Annotated in this window: 19 protein-coding genes and 2 pseudogenes; 15 read left to right on the forward strand and 6 right to left on the reverse strand. The window is 59.2% G+C overall.

Going from position 1 to position 16,444, the window contains the following annotated elements; translation table 11 throughout:
• From B2P82_RS13890 to B2P82_RS13955, 14 genes and pseudogenes are all read left to right on the forward strand, one after another.
• Window positions 1–326 (forward strand): annotated as a pseudogene (locus B2P82_RS13890) (copper-transporting ATPase); the annotation flags it as partial.
• 17 nt (window positions 327–343) lie between these two features.
• On the forward strand, window positions 344–844 hold the full coding sequence (locus tag B2P82_RS13895; RefSeq protein WP_034827461.1) for a DUF411 domain-containing protein: 501 nt from the start codon (window positions 344–346) through the stop codon (window positions 842–844).
• Window positions 841–2,184: an APC family permease gene (locus B2P82_RS13900; RefSeq protein WP_290497560.1), complete on the forward strand. Its 1,344-nt coding sequence runs from the start codon at window positions 841–843 to the stop codon at window positions 2,182–2,184. Before B2P82_RS13895 ends, B2P82_RS13900 begins: the two co-directional genes overlap by 4 nt.
• Window positions 2,181–2,630 carry an ion channel gene (locus tag B2P82_RS13905; RefSeq protein WP_034827464.1) on the forward strand — a complete coding sequence of 150 codons (450 nt, stop codon included), beginning with the start codon at window positions 2,181–2,183 and terminating at the stop codon, window positions 2,628–2,630. Before B2P82_RS13900 ends, B2P82_RS13905 begins: the two co-directional genes overlap by 4 nt.
• A 78-nt stretch (window positions 2,631–2,708) precedes the next feature.
• The gene (locus B2P82_RS13910; RefSeq protein WP_084396446.1) at window positions 2,709–3,263 is read left to right on the forward strand and encodes a DUF305 domain-containing protein; all 555 of its coding nucleotides are present in this window, start codon (window positions 2,709–2,711) and stop codon (window positions 3,261–3,263) included.
• A 115-nt stretch (window positions 3,264–3,378) separates the two neighbouring features.
• Window positions 3,379–3,891, forward strand: coding sequence for a rhodanese-like domain-containing protein (locus B2P82_RS13915; RefSeq protein ID WP_290497561.1), 513 nt, complete (start codon window positions 3,379–3,381; stop codon window positions 3,889–3,891).
• A gap of 106 nt (window positions 3,892–3,997) precedes the next feature.
• Window positions 3,998–4,273, forward strand: a complete 276-nt coding sequence (locus B2P82_RS13920; protein ID WP_034798806.1) for a metal-sensitive transcriptional regulator — start codon at window positions 3,998–4,000, stop codon at window positions 4,271–4,273.
• 56 nt (window positions 4,274–4,329) lie between these two features.
• Window positions 4,330–4,746, forward strand: coding sequence for a hypothetical protein (locus B2P82_RS13925; protein WP_198019773.1), 417 nt, complete (start codon window positions 4,330–4,332; stop codon window positions 4,744–4,746).
• A gap of 72 nt (window positions 4,747–4,818) precedes the next feature.
• Window positions 4,819–6,033, forward strand: a complete 1,215-nt coding sequence (locus tag B2P82_RS13930; RefSeq protein WP_290497562.1) for a TolC family protein — start codon at window positions 4,819–4,821, stop codon at window positions 6,031–6,033.
• Window positions 6,030–7,892 carry an efflux RND transporter periplasmic adaptor subunit gene (locus B2P82_RS13935; protein WP_290497563.1) on the forward strand — a complete coding sequence of 621 codons (1,863 nt, stop codon included), beginning with the start codon at window positions 6,030–6,032 and terminating at the stop codon, window positions 7,890–7,892. Before B2P82_RS13930 ends, B2P82_RS13935 begins: the two co-directional genes overlap by 4 nt.
• Window positions 7,885–11,100: an efflux RND transporter permease subunit gene (locus B2P82_RS13940; RefSeq protein WP_290497565.1), complete on the forward strand. Its 3,216-nt coding sequence runs from the start codon at window positions 7,885–7,887 to the stop codon at window positions 11,098–11,100. The genes B2P82_RS13935 and B2P82_RS13940 overlap by 8 nt, the downstream gene beginning before the upstream one ends.
• Window positions 11,097–11,312, forward strand: a complete 216-nt coding sequence (locus B2P82_RS13945; protein WP_013301490.1) for a hypothetical protein — start codon at window positions 11,097–11,099, stop codon at window positions 11,310–11,312. The genes B2P82_RS13940 and B2P82_RS13945 overlap by 4 nt, the downstream gene beginning before the upstream one ends.
• Window positions 11,313–11,406: 94 nt before the next feature.
• The gene (locus tag B2P82_RS13950; RefSeq protein ID WP_084419942.1) at window positions 11,407–11,907 is read left to right on the forward strand and encodes a copper-binding protein; all 501 of its coding nucleotides are present in this window, start codon (window positions 11,407–11,409) and stop codon (window positions 11,905–11,907) included.
• 101 nt (window positions 11,908–12,008) lie between these two features.
• A complete protein-coding gene (locus B2P82_RS13955; protein ID WP_290497569.1) occupies window positions 12,009–12,452 on the forward strand; it encodes a copper-binding protein in 444 nt (147 codons plus the stop codon).
• Window positions 12,453–12,522: 70 nt separating this feature from the next.
• Here B2P82_RS13955 and B2P82_RS13960 read toward each other — a convergent pair whose 3' ends face one another.
• The 5 genes from B2P82_RS13960 to B2P82_RS13980 form a co-directional block, all read right to left on the reverse strand.
• On the reverse strand, window positions 12,523–12,861 hold the full coding sequence (locus tag B2P82_RS13960) for a YnfA family protein (protein ID WP_084419943.1): 339 nt from the start codon (window positions 12,859–12,861) through the stop codon (window positions 12,523–12,525).
• Between the two features lie 60 nt (window positions 12,862–12,921).
• On the reverse strand, window positions 12,922–14,373 hold the full coding sequence (gene merA, locus B2P82_RS13965; RefSeq protein ID WP_290497571.1) for a mercury(II) reductase: 1,452 nt from the start codon (window positions 14,371–14,373) through the stop codon (window positions 12,922–12,924).
• Window positions 14,330–14,764, reverse strand: a complete 435-nt coding sequence (locus B2P82_RS13970) for an FAD-dependent oxidoreductase (protein ID WP_084333201.1) — start codon at window positions 14,762–14,764, stop codon at window positions 14,330–14,332. The genes merA and B2P82_RS13970 overlap by 44 nt, the downstream gene beginning before the upstream one ends.
• 43 nt (window positions 14,765–14,807) lie before the next feature.
• A complete protein-coding gene (locus tag B2P82_RS13975) occupies window positions 14,808–15,131 on the reverse strand; it encodes a heavy-metal-associated domain-containing protein (protein WP_290497572.1) in 324 nt (107 codons plus the stop codon).
• 14 nt (window positions 15,132–15,145) lie between these two features.
• The gene (locus B2P82_RS13980) at window positions 15,146–15,520 is read right to left on the reverse strand and encodes a mercuric transporter MerT family protein (RefSeq protein WP_034813607.1); all 375 of its coding nucleotides are present in this window, start codon (window positions 15,518–15,520) and stop codon (window positions 15,146–15,148) included.
• A gap of 80 nt (window positions 15,521–15,600) precedes the next feature.
• On the opposite strand from B2P82_RS13980, the gene B2P82_RS13985 reads away from it, so the two are divergent.
• Complete coding sequence (locus B2P82_RS13985) at window positions 15,601–16,017, forward strand: MerR family transcriptional regulator (RefSeq protein WP_034798637.1); 417 nt, start codon at window positions 15,601–15,603, stop codon at window positions 16,015–16,017.
• A 9-nt stretch (window positions 16,018–16,026) separates the two neighbouring features.
• Here B2P82_RS13985 and B2P82_RS16995 read toward each other — a convergent pair.
• Window positions 16,027–16,433: pseudogene (locus B2P82_RS16995) on the reverse strand (cation efflux transmembrane domain-containing protein); the annotation flags it as partial.
• Window positions 16,434–16,444 lie beyond the last annotated feature (11 nt).

Below are 16,444 nucleotides of genomic sequence, written 5' to 3' on the forward strand. Positions count from 1 at the left end.
CCCCGGCGCTGGCGCAGGCCGATGTCGGCATCGCCATGGGCACCGGCGCCGACGTGGCGATAGAGAGCGCGGGGATCACGCTCGTGAAGGGCAATCTCGACGGCATCGTCCGCGCCCGGAGGCTGGCGCGCGCCACGATGCGCAACATCCGCCAGAACCTGTTCTTCGCGTTCTTCTACAATACGCTTGGCGTGCCGGTTGCCGCTGGCATTCTGTATCCCTTCTTCGGCTTGTTACTGAGCCCGATGATCGCGGCGGCCGCCATGAGTTTCAGCTCCGTATCTGTTATCGGCAACGCCTTGCGGCTGAGAACCCTTAAACTCTAATTTTCCGGAGCACAGACATGTCCAGACCACTTGCTATGAGCGCGCTCGGTGCGCTGATGATTGCAGCCCTGATAGCGGGCGTGATGCTCTTCTCCGCGTCACCCGCAGCCAACGCGCAAACAGTCACTGTACACAAGACGCCATGGTGCGGTTGCTGCGCCGCCTGGGTGGACCACCTGCATGACGAGGGTTTCTACGTCATCGTGAAAGAGGAAGAGGACCTGACACCCATTCGGTCACGGCTTGGTGTTCGGGATGAACTGATGAGTTGCCATACCGCAGAAGTCGACGGATATGTCGTTGAAGGTCACGTTCCCGCTCGGGAAATACGACGCTTGCTCGAAGAAAAGCCTGACGTCAACGGCGTCTCGGTGCCCGGCATGCCGCAAGGCTCTCCCGGCATGGAAACACCGAACGCGCCAGATCGGTATGATGTCATCATCTTCTCTGGAGAGGATGCCAGGACATATGCCTCCTATCGGGGAACGCAATTGGTCTCCGAACAGGCAAGACCATGAGTGAGGATGACTACAAGCAAGGGTCACTGACGCTGGCGGGCACCGTCGCCATGGGGACGGGCGTGATGATCGGTGCCGGCATCTTTGCCCTGACCGGTCAGGTCGCTGAATTTGCCGGCGACCTGTTTCCGCTCGCCTTCCTCACGGCAGCCATCATCAGCGGCTTCAGCGCCTATTCCTATATCAAGGTCTCCAACAAGTATCCTAGCGCCGGCGGCATCGCGATGATACTCCGCCGCGCTTACGGCCCGTCTACCGTGACCGGAAGCGCCGCCCTGCTGATGGCGTTCTCGATGATCATCAATGAAAGCCTGGTCGCCCGCACGTTCGGTACGTACACGCTGCAGCTGTTTGGCGTCGAGGGCGGCATATTCGTCCCCTTGCTGGCAATCGGACTGATTATCCTGGCTTTCGTGATAAATATTGCCGGTAATCAGGTGATCGGCGGCGTATCGAAGGTCACGGCTATTCTCAAGATTGGTGGCATACTGATTTTCGCGCTTATTGCGATCTGGGCTGCCGGATTCAGCTTCCAGCCAGCAGCAGACGGTTTCGCTGACAGCACATCTGCCGGTGGGTTCCTGGCCGGCGTCGCGCTCGCCATCCTGGCCTATAAGGGATTCACCACCATCACGAACAGTGGCGACGAGGTGAAGCAACCGACCCGCAATGTCGGGCGGGCCATCATGATCTCACTTGCGATCTGCACTTTCATCTATCTCCTTGTCTGTTTCGCTGTCGGATCAACCCTCACTGTCTCGGAGATTGTTGCGGCGAAGGACTATGCCCTCGCCGAAGCGGCCCGGCCAGCACTTGGAAACTATGGATTGTGGTTCACAGTAACGATTGCGATCATCGCGACAGCTTCAGGCCTGCTTGCCAGCTTGTTTGCCGTCTCCCGCATGCTCGCCATGCTGACCGACATGAACCTGATTCCGCATAGACATTTCGGCATGCCCGGAACGGTACAGCGTCATACGCTCGTCTATACGGTTGTGGCTGCCGGATTGCTCGCGGCTTTCTTCGATCTCAGTCGCATCGCTTCGCTTGGCGCAATCTTCTATCTGGTCATGGATATCATCATCCATTGGGGCGTCTTCCGGCATTTGAGAAAGGATGTCGGCGCCGCACCCGCAATCCTTATCTGTGCGATAGCGCTCGATGCCGTCGTCCTGATCGCCTTCCTCCTCCTGAAGTGGCAAGCCGATCCAGTCATCATCCTGATCGCGGCTTTCGGCATGGCTGCAGTCTTTTCATTCGAGCATTTCTTTCTGAAACGTCTCCGCGACAATCCTCCCGGAGAGGAGTCCGGAAACGACCAGCACAAAGCCCATTCATGATCATCGCAACCTTGATCGGACTGCTCACTTTTGTGCTGGCAAGCACGGTGCATTATCTCGCACTGGCGCATCTGCACCGACGCCTGAACCATGAAGCGCGTTCAGGTCTCCCGATCGTTGTTTCGGGTATCGTAGGTGCAGGCCTGGCGCACCTCGCTGAGGCAGCGCTCTATGCAACCAGCTTTACGCTACTGGATGCCTTTGACTTGGGTGGTTTCAAGGGCGGCGAAGCGGACGGGTTCATGGACATATTCTATTTCTCCCTCGTCAACTACACATCGCTTGGGCTGGGCGATATCTATCCAACCGGACATTCGCGGTTCCTGGCGGGACTGGAATCACTCAATGGTTTCCTGCTGATTTCGTGCTCGGCATCCTTCATTTTCCTCCTGATGCGAAACCAAATGGATGGTCCAACTTCAGGCGGAATTCAAGCATCGGATTAACTCGGAACCTGTTCACACACTTCTCCGTTAGTCGTGGAAATACCCCACCACTGTATAAGGAGGATGTTGAAAGTGGATATGAAGAACAGTTATTGGCGGTTTGGCGCAATGATCATCACATCGATGATCGTGATGTTTGGGCTGATGTACCTCAACACCTATGCGTGGGAGCATGTTCGCTGGAGCGAAACGCGCTTCTACATGGCCTTCATCATGGGCGCCGCGATGGCCGTCGTGATGCTGAGCTTCATGCTCAACATGTACAAGGACAGCCGGATCAATTTCGGCATTTTCATTGGCGCTGCGGTCGTGTTCGTCCTGGCCCTCTGGCTGGTGCGCAGCCAGAGCACTGTCGACGACCGGTCCTACATGAAAGCGATGATCCCCCACCACTCCATTGCCATCATGACAAGTGAACGCGCCGGCATCGAGGATGTCCGTGTGCGCGAGCTTGCCGACGAGATCATCACGGCGCAGCGCCGCGAGATCAAGGAAATGGAATGGCTGATTTCCGACATCGCGGAAAATGGACCGGCATCGACGGAAAGCGAGGCGGCGAGCCGCCCCGTTCCCCCCTTCGAAGGCACGCTCAATCCAGACGACGCTGCCGGGGCAGCCATCGCGGAGGACTAACGCGCCTTCCACGTCCAGTCAGACCCGTTCGATCCCGAAAAGGAGCGAAACAGAACGAGACTCGAAAAGATCAAGACACAGGGCCTTGCCCACCTTTCCTACTTCCTGAGCGCCGATGGCGAAGCTGCGGTCATTGATCCGCGGCGCCTTCGCGGGCTGGTTGCTGCCAGGCGACAAACCGGTGCTGCTGGTAGCGCGCGATGACGACCAGGCGGTCGATGCGGCCACCACGCTTCAGCGGATCGGCTTCGACAATGTGAGCGGATTTGTCAGCGGCGCCATGCCCGTGGCGGTCCAGAACGGCCCGCTCGACACACTCGACTTCGTCGATACCGAAACCGTCGCCGCGCGCGTGGACAACCCGCCCGCTGGCTGGACCCTGCTCGATGTCCGGGCCATCGACGAATATGAGAGCGGCCATATCAAGGACAGCAAGCACGCTTATGTCGGCAAGCTGCCTGATGCGGCCAGTGACCTCGACCCGGACAAGCCCGTCACCGTCATGTGCGGAAGCGGCGCCCGGGCCACCATTGCCGCCTCGCAGCTCATGCGGAAGGGCTTCTCGAACGTCGATGTCTATATCGGCTCGATGAAGGCGTGGAGCGCAGCGGGAAATGCCATTGAGTGATGACTGTCAGTCCATCTTGGGCTGAACCTTTCGTTTCTGACGCATAAAGAGACTGGAAATTGCTTCACGAGGTCCCCATATGTATACCCTGTATGGGGTATTTGCCATGAAGACTGAAACCAAAGAGGCCGCGACCCGGAGGCTTGCCCGCATCGAGGGACAAGTGCGCGGCATCACGAAGATGGTGTCCGACGACCGGTATTGTATTGATGTCATTCGTCAGGTGCAGGCTGTGAAGGCCGCGCTTGTCGGCCTCGAGGCCGTTATCCTGGATGACCATATTGCAACGTGTGTGGATCATGCCCTGACCGGAAGCAATGTCGATGACCGGCGTGAAAAGGTCGAGGAACTTGTTGCTGTGCTTGGTGGCCGCAAGAAGTAGCGGCCTCACAGTTTGTTGAAATGAAAGTTTTAATCTTTTCACGTATTTGAACAATGATGCAGTTTGTGACCCGCCTCCTGACACTGTTTGCCGCTGCCTTCATGGCGGCTCATCCGGTCATGGCGTGTCCATTGATGGTCGGGGCCTCCGAAACCGCGCCGACTGAAATGAGCAGCAATCATCCCTGTCATGACATGGCGATGGAAGCCATGGCCGACACCGGGCATACAGATCAGGCGTCATCGTCTGATTGCCCCGCGGGATACGACTGTGCACCCATGCTTATCCAGGCGCACAGTGACGCCAATCCAGTTGCACCTGTTGCGAATGTAGACGCAGAATTTGCTGCGGTTCTCGCTAACCCACCAAAGGCATTCCTGCCAGAGCGCGAAACACTAAAGACCGGGCCTCCACCTCGGCTGGATATCGTCCAGCACACGCCAATATCGCTAAAGCAGCGCTTCCTGAATTGAGAGCGATGACCTGCGGCTGCCACAGCAGCCCGTCGTCATCGTCTCACACAATTCAGAAGAGCCTGTTTTATCATGCCCCACATTTCGAGAATGCTGCTGGTCGCAGCGTTTGCCGCTGTGCCCCTTGCGGCGGTTGCCAGCGCTCAGAGCTTTGCCGAGCTTGAAGCCCGTCTCGAGGCCCATCCAAGCCTCTCCGCTCTCGGTTACGATGCCGAAGCCGACCGGGAGCGTGCAGTCGCCTCAACCGCACTCCCGGACCCGGTCGTATCCCTCGGGATCAACAACATTCCGATTTTCGATCCCTCATTCGACAGTTACTTGCCGACCAATAAAGCCGTTGGTATCCGGCAACAATTTCCGAGCTTCGCGGGCCGTGAAGCCCGCGCCGGTGAAGCCCGGGCGATGTCAGCACAGACCGAGGCGGTTCGCGATGCCCGTTATGCGGCCTTGCGCGCCGAACTCATCGCTTTTCTCGCTGACAAGACTAGACTGACCAGGCAGAGATCCCTCGCCGAAGCGCGAAACGCCAAATATGACGAGCTTGTCGACATTGTCGAGGCCGAGATCGACGCGGGCCGCCCGGCCGTCTATCGCCTTGCCGAAATTGAAAGCGAACGGGCAGAAGTTTCCCGGACGCTTGTTGATCTTGATCGGCAGGAAGCCGAGACCGATGCGCGCCTGATCGAACTCGTCGGACTGGTCCCTTCGACCGGCCTCCCTCCCCTGACTGAAAGAGACTGGTCCGGCGCAGCGCTTGAGTTCCATACCGTGCGTGTTGCCGACGCGGCCGTCCGCGTTACCGATTACGGTATCGACGAGGCCCGCGCGGCCTGGAAGCCAGAATGGGGGGCCCAGCTCACTTATCAACAGCGCGATGAAGGCGCGATGTTCGCGGGGGATGACTGGGTCTCCGGTATGGTGACTTTTACGGTTCCGCTCTGGGCCGAAAGGAAGCAGGCGCCGAACTTGCGCGCCGCAAAGGCCGAGCGGGCCGGCGCCGAGCAACGCTACCAGGCCGCCGCACGGAATGCGGCGACCCAGTATGCGTCCCGGGACGCCATTATCCGCGCGGCCGATGCCAGTATCGACGTCCTGCAGGTCAAGATCGCTGCCGTCGAAGACGAAGTCGAGGCCCAGCTGATTACCTATGAATCCGGTGTTGGCGGCTATGCGCCGATCATTGACGGCGAGATCGCCATTCTCAAACTCCGGGCGGAAATCGAAGCTGAAACGGCCCGCAAGGCCGCTGCGATCGCACGCCTGAATGCCCTCCTGGTGACACAATGAAAAAGACATTCCTGATAATGGGCACCGCATCTGCCGCCCTCTTGCTCGCCGCATGCGGCGCACCGGGCGGATCACCGGGCGGCCAGGGTGAAAAGCCGAACGCCTCGAGCGAGACGCAACGATACACCTGCCCCATGCACCCTCACTATATTTCGACCGATCCGGACGGCACCTGCCCGATCTGTGGCATGGACCTGGTGCCTGCCGACAAGGCCCAGGAACCAACGAGCTCAGCAGGCGAAATCCTTTACTACAAGCATCCCATGGGCAAGCCGGACACCTCGCCCGTTCCGAAAAAGGATTCCATGGGCATGGATTACATCCCGGTTTATGCCGATGACACCGGATCGGGCGTGGCCGTCTCGCCGGAAATGATCCAGACCATGGGGATCCGGACAGCACCTGCCGAGACCGGGGATTTCAGCCGTGTACTGAGAGCCTTCGGCACGGTCGAGACCAATGAACGGCTCGAAAATGTTACCGTCTCGCGGCTAGAAGGCTGGATTGAGAATCTGGCGGTCAATGCCGAGGGCGACACCGTCCGCCCCGGCAGTCTCCTCTACCGGATCTACAGTCCGGACCTGATCGCCGCGCAGAAAGATTATCTGAACTCGTTCAAGATCGGCAACGAAGCGCGCATCGCGTCGGTTCGCCAACGCCTGCGCTCCCTTGGCATGCAGAATGCGGCCATCGACCGGCTGACCGAAACCCGCCAGGTCATTGAACGTGTTCCAGTTTACGCAGAAGCCGGCGGCACGGTTGCCGAGCTTCAGGTCCGCAATGGCGACTATGTCAAACCCGGTACACCCATACTGCGCCTGCAATCCTATGCCGATGTCTGGGTCATTGCCTCTGTGCCGGAGAGCGACCTGCCGCTAGTGCAGGCAGGCATGCCGGCCGAACTCGATTTTCCGAGCGCGCCCGATGCCCCCGGTAAAGGCCAGGTCGACTATATCTATCCGACAATCGACCCGAAAACCCGTACAGCCGACGTCCGGATCGAAGTGGACAATGTGTCGGGCTATCTTCGCCCGGGCGCCTATGCGGACATAAGGCTGAATATCGGCGGCCGACCGCGTCTTTCGGTTCCAAGTGAAGCCATTCTGCTTGGTAGCGAGGGCGCCCGTGTCGTCATCGCCGAAGGCAATGGCCGCTTCTCCGGACGCGCCGTGCAAACCGGGACTTCGGCCAATGGCCGGACCGAAATCCTGTCGGGTCTGGAAAGCGGCGACATGGTCGTCGCCAGCGGGCAGTTCCTGCTCGATAGCGAAGCCAACCTGAAAGAAGGCCTTGCTAAGCTGGAAGCTCCAGATGCGAGTGCGGCCAGTCCGGAAACACCGCTCTTCGATATACCGGTGGACAGTAAAGCCCTCGCCGAAGTCGATCACTTCACTGACATGGCGCTCTACTTCCACGAGGCCCTGACAGACGGGTATGACATCGATCCGCTATTCGTGGATCCGGCGCTCGCCCTGGTGCCAGTGCTGCGGGACCGTTACGCGAACACGAAACTGGCACCGGTCATGGATGCTACGCAAACCGCTCTCGCCGCCGCGCAAAACGCCACGGACCGCGAAGACCTTGCCACGCAACTCTCAGACCTGGTCGAGGCCTTGAAACCCTGGCTGCTGGAAGGCGCACCTCAGCATTACAGCGAGGCTGGTCTGGTGCTCTACCGGGACATGGCAACGGGCCGGTACTGGCTGCAGGAAGAAGACAAACCGGCCAATCCGTACAGCGCAGATGGAGCCGAACGGATTGACTGGCCCAACCCGATGGCCGGCATGTCGATGACGACCAATGACGGCGAGACTGGCGCTGACCAGGCCCCTGGGCATTCGGGGGACAGTCATGACTGAACGAAACGACAGAAACCTCGCGGGGCAAGACCCCTCCAAATCATGGGTGGCAAAGCTGATCTCCTGGTCGGTTTCCAACCAGCTCATCGTCCTCATGCTCGCCGCTGCACTGGCTGTGACCGGGTGGATGGCGATCCAGCGCACGCCGCTCGATGCAGTGCCGGACCTGACAGATACCCAGGTCATCATTCGCACCGATTTTCCGGGCCAGAGCCCGCAGATTGTCGAGGACCTCGTCACCTATCCACTATCGACGAACCTTCTCGGTCTGCCGAAGACCAAGGACGTGCGCGGCTCCTCAATGTTCGGCACCAGTTTTGTGTATGTCATATTTGACGATGATGTTGACCTCTACTGGGCCCGCTCGCGCGTTCTCGAAGCCTTGTCCCGGCTGGGATCCGAACTCCCGGAAGGCGCCGTACCCCAGATCGGACCGGATGCAACCGGCGTTGGCTGGGTCTATCAGTATGCCTTGGTCGACAAGACCGGCAAGACCGATCTCGCCGAGCTGCGTTCACTGCAGGACTGGTTCCTGAAACTTGAACTCGCCGGAGTGGAAGGGGTCTCTGAAGTCGCTTCGGTCGGCGGTTTTGTCCGGGAATACCAGGTGCTACTCGATCCCAATCGCCTGAGAAGTTACGACCTGTCGATCACCCGTATCCGTGACGCGGTCCGCGCCGCCTCGAGCGAGGTCGGTGGCCGCGTGCTCGAACAGGGCGAAACGGAATATGTCATCCGCTCATCAGGCTATGTCGATGAGAAACTTGATCTCGAACAGGTCGTGGTCAAGGCAGAGGATGGCACCCCCGTCCAGCTGAGCCATGTCGCCCGGATTGTCGAAGGCCCGGCCCTCCGGCGCGGCATTGTCGAACTCAATGGCGAAGGCGAAACTGTGTCCGGCATCGTGGTGATGCGCGATGGCGAGAATGCGCTGTCGGTGATCGAACGTGTGAAGGAGAAACTTCATAGTCTCCAGCGCGGGCTGCCAGAAGGCGTCGAGATTGTCACTGTGTATGACCGCGCGCCTCTCATCGAGGGTTCGGTCGATTATCTGAAAGACAAGCTGATCGAGGAAGGCTTCGCGGTTGCTCTCGTCATTCTGATCTTCCTCCTCCATGTACGGTCGTCTCTGGTTGCCATCATCACCTTGCCGCTCGGAGTGCTCGGCGCGTTCCTGATCATGTCCTGGCAAGGTGTCACAGCGAACATCATGTCACTTGGCGGGATCGCCATCGCGATCGGCGCCATGGTCGACGCCTCGATTGTGCTTGTCGAGAATGCCAGCCGGAAACTGGCGGATCTGGGACCGAAACCCGATCCGAGCGTGCGCCGCCAAGCGCTGGTCGAGTCGGCTCAGGAAGTCGGCCCCGGCATATTCTTTTCACTCCTCATCATCACGGTCTCCTTCCTGCCGGTCTTTGCCCTGACCGGTCAGAGCTTCAGGCTCTTCAGTCCTCTCGCCTATACCAAGACCTATGCGATGGCCTTCGCGGCCATTCTGTCGGTGACACTTGTCCCGGTTCTGATGCTGTACCTGATGCGGGGTCGGTTCCGGCGCGAGGAAGCCAATCCCCTGAACGCCTTCTTCGTCTGGGCCTACAAACCGCTGCTCCATCTAGCCCTGAGGTTCAAATGGATCACGGTCGCCCTTGCGCTCGCGCTGACGGCCACCGTCATCGTGCCGGTCCAGAGGATCGGCTCGGAATTCATGCCGGCCCTTTATGAAGGCGAGCTCCTCTACATGCCGACCACCCTGCCCGGCGTGTCATCCACCAAGATGCGGGAGATTCTTGGCCAGACAAACCGCGTCATCAAGACCGTGCCAGAAGTCGATCGTGTCTTCGGCAAGGCCGGGCGCGCCGATACCGCAACCGATCCAGCGCCACTCACCATGATCGAGACCTGGATCAAGCTGAAACCGAAGGAGGATTGGCGGCCAGGTGTGACGGTCGAGGACATCACCGATGAGCTCGATGCCAAGCTGCAAATGCCCGGCCTCGTGAATTCATGGGGCTATCCGATCAAGATTCGCATGGACATGGTTTCAACAGGTGTGCGCACGCCCATTGGCATCAAGGTTACGGGCGATGATCTGACAGAGATTGAGACCATTGCCCGGGACATAGAAGCGGCCATTTCGGACGTACCCGGAACGCGCTCGGCCTTCGCCGACAGGGTCATGGGCGGAAAATATCTCGAGATCACGCCGGATAGGGGCGAACTCGCCCGGCGGAATATCGACATGGCAGCCTTCCAGTCCGTGATCCAAACCGCCCTGGGCGGCATGACACTCTCCCAGTCTGTCGAGGGCCGGGAACGCTATGACATCATCCTGCGCTATGATCGGCCATTTCGTGAGAGTGCCACAGACCTGGAAGAGATACTCGTGCCCGCCCCGTCCGGCGCCCATATCCCTCTCAGCGAACTGGCGGACATTTCCTATGCGGAAGGCCCGCCAATGATCCGATCGGAAAATGCCAGGCTGACTGGCTGGGTTTTCGTCGATATCGCGGACCGGGACATGGGCAGCTATGTTGCAGACGCCGGACAGGTGATTGCCAACGCCGTCGACCTGCCTGCGGGATATGCGGTGGAGTTCTCCGGACAGTATGAACAGATGCAGGAAGCGAATGCGCGGCTGAAGATCGCCATTCCAGCTGCGATTGCACTGATCTTCCTGCTGCTGATGCTACATTTCGGTCGGCTCGACCGGACCCTGATCATCATGGCCAGCCTGCCATTCGGCCTGGTCGGCGGAATGTGGGCCGTCTGGTTGGCAGGCTACAATCTGTCAGTAGCCGTCGCGGTCGGTTTCATCGCCCTGGGCGGCATCGCGGTCGAGACAGCCGTCGTGATGCTGCTCTATATCGACGCGGAAGTCCGCAAGGCGAACCCGTCTGACAGGAGCCAGCTTTTCGCAGCTGTCAGCAAGGGCGCGGCCATGCGCGTCAGGCCGAAGTTGATGACGGTCACGACCATTTTTGCAGGTCTTGCCCCGATCTTCCTGACCGACGGCCTCGGATCGGACGTCATGCGCCGGATTGCCCTGCCCATGCTTGGCGGCATGGCCTCAACCCTCATCCTCTCCCTGATCGTGATCCCGGCCATCTACTACATCCGGGTCGGGCTGCAGATTCCATCAGATTTACCCCGGGCCGAACCGGATAACCGGGCCGGCTCATTCACCCCCGAAGGAGAAAAACCATGACGAGACACCTGTTGAAAATTCCGCTTTTGTTTCCACTGCTTCTGAGTAGCGCCATGCTGCCGGCGGCCGCGCAGGATCGCTCATCAGGCAGAATGATGATCGACGGCGGCATGATGGGTGGCGGCCTGTTCGGCACGGTGTTCATGCTGCTTGCTGTGCTCCTCCTCCTGCTCGGGATCGCTGCCCTCATCAAATATCTGAGGTCGAAATAATAGTCCCGTGTCCATCCACCCTATTCCCCCGTCCCGGCGCGCATCGGGGGCCTCTGTTGAAAGCCGCGCCTGACAATCAAAAAGGAAGAAAACGATGAAAACCCTCGTCAGAAAGACAGCAGTCACAGGCGCAATCCTCGGACTGGCCCTGATTGGTCCGGCGCTCGCCCAGGAGGCCGGCATGAAAATGGACAGCATGAAAGACATGGACATGTCCGGCATGAGCTGCTGCGGCGACATGGCGCCCGGCTTTGGCGTCATTAACGGCGTCGATCTGGATGCCCGAACCGTCAATATTTCACACGATCCGATCAAGAAGATCGGCTGGGGTGAAATGACAATGGACTTCGAGGTCGGCGGAATGGTTGCGCTCGACAAATTCGAGAATGGCGACAACGTCCATTTCATGCTCAAGCAGGACGACAGCGACAATTATGATATCGCCATGATGATGCCGATCGGCGGCGATCCGGATGCTTTCAAGCAATCCATGATGTCGATGATGAAAGGCGACGGCATGATGGACTGCAACATGGGCGGACACGGATCCATGTCCGGCATGTCAGGCAAGGATCATGACGACACCGATCACTAGCCGGTCCTCTGTTTCAAGCCAAAAAGATCGTAAATCAGGTTCCGGCCGCGTTCCGCGGCCGGAATGCCTGCGTCTCCCGATAAGTTCACCAGGAAATCCCAATGACTCAAAGAATTCTGATTGCTGCCTTCTTGTTAGGTTCCGTTTCCCTGACAGCCTGCAGTGACCCCGAAAGCCGAACGCCGCCAGCATCCGGCCCTGCGGACCAGACCAGGCCTGAACCGTTCGAACAGGCAGATGAAGCTATGCCCGGCGATACTGGACGGGCCACGGGCAGGATCACATCCCTTGATCGCGACGACGGCCGGGTCACCATCGACCATGGCCCTTTCGAAGGCATCGCCATGGGCGCGATGACCATGAGTTTCGCTTTAATGGGCGATCTTGAGCTGACTGACCTCTCTGAAGGCGATGACGTGATCTTCCAGGTCAAACGGGGCCGGGACGGTTCTCATCGCATCATGGAAATTTGCAGCATTCCCGCGAATGGCCGCGACTGCCCGGACCAAGAAACGGTCTATCCGGACAACCCTCCAGATCAGTAAGGCGGCATACTCCGGCACTGTCCCCGATCGAGCTAAAGGGAAGACGATAAAGACCCGTTTCGCCATAGCGTCAAACTGGCATGCGCGGACCAAAAAGAATAACCGCAGCCCCGATCAGACAGGTTACAACCCCTATCAGATCCCAGCGGTCGGGACGAACCCCCTCAATGGTCCATAGCCAGATGAGCGAGGAAGTTATGTAAACCCCACCATAGGCGGCATAGGCGCGCCCGGCTGCAGACGCTTCCACCAGTGTCAGCAGCCAAGCGAATACAACAAGGGATATCATCCCCGGAACCAGCCAGAAAGCGGACTTTCCAAGCCGCAGCCAGGCCCAGAATGCAAAACAACCGGCGATTTCGGCGGCTGCCGCGCCAGCATAGATCAACAACGTCGCGCGAATATCCATGGCTGGGACGTTACCTGATCTGGCTGGACTGGCGAGGCCCCGTTGCGGTTAAAATTGGTTTCAGCCTGCGCAGCATGAAAGCTTCGCCACGTCCTTGTCGAACGTCTGTGCCGCCAATTTTAACCCTTCAACAGTTGTCAGGTATGGAAAAATTGTCTCGCCAAGCGCCTTGCTCGTCATGCCGAACTTCAACGCCATAGCCAGCGTCTGAATCGCATCAGACCCTTCGGGCGCCGCGATCTGTCCGCCCAGGAGGCGGTCGGTCTTCGCATCCGCGACCAGCTTGATGACGCCGCGGGTATTGCGGGCGGCGGCGGCGCGTGCCACGTGGTCCAGCGTCAGCACGCTGGTCTTGACGTCATGACCGGCTGCCTTCGCCTGCACCTCGGAAAGGCCGACGCCGGCGACCTGCGGATCGGTGAACACGACCCAGGGCATGGCCGCATTGTCATAGCGCAAATCCAGAAGCCCGAGCGCATTGTTGGCCGCCACCTTGGCCCCATAAGCGGCCATGTAGACGAACTGGTCGCGATCGGTGACATCACCCGCTGCCCAGACGCCAGGCCGCGTTGTGGCCATGTCGGCTCCGACCTTGATCGATCCACGCGCATCGGTCTCGATGCCGAACTCGCGCAAGCCGAGGTCTTCGGAATTGGCCACCCGGCCTGTGGTGGCCACAAGCCGCTGCGCGGAGAGGGTCACAGGCTTTCCACTCCGTTCGATTGTCAGCGTGACGCCGCCGTCACTCCGTCTCACCGATCGGTAGGACAGGCCGGTCTCGACCGCGACACCCTCAGCCTTCAACGCGTCGGTCAACGCCTTGGCCACTTCCGGTTCCACGCCGGGCAGAAGGCGCGAACGCGTGACCAGTGTAACCTTGACGCCCAGCCGCGACGCCATCTGCGCCAGTTCACAGCCAATATAGCCGCCGCCCAGGACCAGGATGCTTTCGGGCTGATCGGGCAGGCTGAGAAGGTCCCAGGAATCGAGCGCCTCCACGGTCTCGATCCCGTCAATTTCCGGCAAGAAAGGGCGCGAGCCGGTGGCGATCAGAACCTTCGGTGCAGCGATGATCCGCCCGCCGACCTCAATCCCGCCTTCGATCAGGCGTGCGGCACCTTCCTCGATATAGGTGACATTCTCATAGGAAGGCAGCAGGTCGATGTATTTTTTCTGGCGCATCTCGTCGACCAGATCGGCCGTGCCCTTGACGACCGCCGACCAGTCCACGCTCTGCGCACAGGGCTCAATGCCCGGAAACCGTGCCGCCGCTGTACCAGCATGCACCGCTTCACCGGCCCGTATCATCGCCTTGGACGGCACGCAGCCGACATTGACGCAGGTGCCGCCGATGGTGCCATGCCCAACCATGGCCACGCGCCTGCCGGCCTCGGCCGCGCTAATCGAAGCCGAAAACCCGGCCGAGCCAGCACCTATGACGATGAGGTCATAGCTGTCGTCGCCGTTTTTATTGACGGAGCAGCAATCGCCTGTCTTTACGGTTTGATTCATTATTTCTTCCTTGGCTTGTGACCAGGCATGGCGACGCGGCCTCGATCAAGTATTCAAAATCACACCATCGACCCGATGTCGGAGGCGTGGCCGGGATCAGGTTGAGGCCGCTGTCGCCGCATTCGCCTGCGGCGAAGACCGCGGGATCGCTCGTACGCATCGATGTGTTCACCTGGATGCCCCGCCGAGTGCACTCGGCGCAGGCAGCTTCAAGGTTCAGCCTGTCCATTTTTGGTACCCGGCCGGGGCTGAGGCACATGCTCATTGATGCAAAACAAGAAGGTGTCGCAATGACGGTACCGGCCAGACCCGTTATCAGCAGTTTTCGGTCAGTCCATTTTGACATCAAAGTGAAAGCCTTGTGTGAAAATCTGACGATGTATGCGAACATCGACTGGCAGGTGCCTCATCAGGATATTCCAGATGCNGCGTGTTCAACCGTCCGTAACGCTTGCCGGGTATCCTACATCGGTTGAAGCCGCAGCGATCAGCTCAGGCGTTGTCGCCGCCGTATCGTAAACCACTTCTGCGATCCTGGCCGCATAATCGATATCGACAGATTTAACGCCCTCGACACGCATCATCGCTTTCCTGACAGCAATCGGACATGTCGCGCAGGTCATGTTTCCGATCGTAAAACGGGCTGTCGCCTGTTCGACCTCCACCGAGGCATCCGGAGCATTCTGCGCGCCGGCGACTGCGAGCCCCCCCGCGAGTGCCAGACCTGCCAGTCCGGCGATCATCCATGTGCGTTTCATACTTGTCTCCCTGGCTAGTAAAATAACGGTGCCCATACATCGATGGTCAAGGCCGCCAGCACGACAAGCGCGCCGCTCCACAGGGCGACCTGCTTGACGACTGACGACTGCAAACGGGCGCAATAGCTACCATCCTCGCAGACACTGGTTTTTCGAAAATAGACATCCCAGAACCCAGCCGCGAGAAATCCGATCGCGACCAGAAGAAAAAGGGGCTTGTAGGGTTCCAGCGCCGTCAACTGGCCAATCCACGCTCCGGAAACACCGAGACTGATCAGCACAAGCGGCACGATGCAGCAGGATGATGCAAGGAATGCCCCCAGCATGCCACCGGCAACAAGCCACCTTGAGCGACGCTCATTTGCTGGGCTGTTTTCCGTACCTGCCATGACCAGCTGTTCCCATTGCTTTATTGATCATGATCACGTTACGCTCTGTAGTTGGTACAGACACAAGTGGGTATTTCATCATGGCCATCACATCGCCGCGAGCAGCACTCAAACGGGCTGAACTGGCCGGGCGGCTCGGCTGCAATCTTGAAACGATCCGCTATTATGAAAAGATCGAATTGCTGCCCGAACCAGCCCGCACGGCAAGTGGCCACCGGCTGTATTCGAATGAAGATCAGGTACGACTGCGTTTCATATTGCGAGCCCGCAGCCTCGGCTTCTCCGTGGAAGATGTACGCTCGCTACTTGGCATCAATGATGGCAGGCCGAGCTGCGCGGAGGTCAGGGCGCTGGCAGAAGCACATCGGGGCGATATCCGTAAACGCATCGCCGATCTGAAGCAGATGGATCGACGGCTCGGCGAGATCATGGCTGGTTGCACCGGCGCTGAAACACCCGATTGCGCACTCACCGACAAACTGTTCGAAGATAGCTGACAAAAGGGGCTCCTGCATCTGCCGGAGATGCAAATGATGGACATCCACGACACCATCACCGCTCCGCATCGCCTCAATGACGGTACCGATGTCAATGTCCGGCGGACTGCCTAGCCACAACATGTGGATCGGCCCGCCGATTTCGCGGAACGACAGGCAGAGAATGTTACCGCGATACCGATCGTCACGAACGGATCGAACAGTATTCAGTCATAGATGAGGATGAGCGCGTCGCCCGCAACCACGGCTACAGATGCGAGTGCGTCGGACAGATTGTGAAGGAGGAGCGCCCGGATATTCACGCTCCCATTCTGCACCGAATAGATCAGGAGGGCTGTAAGCTCTGCAATGACCAGCGCAACACCGCCAAGAATAACGATCGTCCAGCCACCAACGGCGGGCGGATCAGTGATCCGTATGACAGTCT

Origin of the sequence: Hyphomonas sp. UBA4494 (genome assembly GCF_002388935.1) — a bacterium.
Taxonomy (GTDB): domain Bacteria; phylum Pseudomonadota; class Alphaproteobacteria; order Caulobacterales; family Hyphomonadaceae; genus Hyphomonas.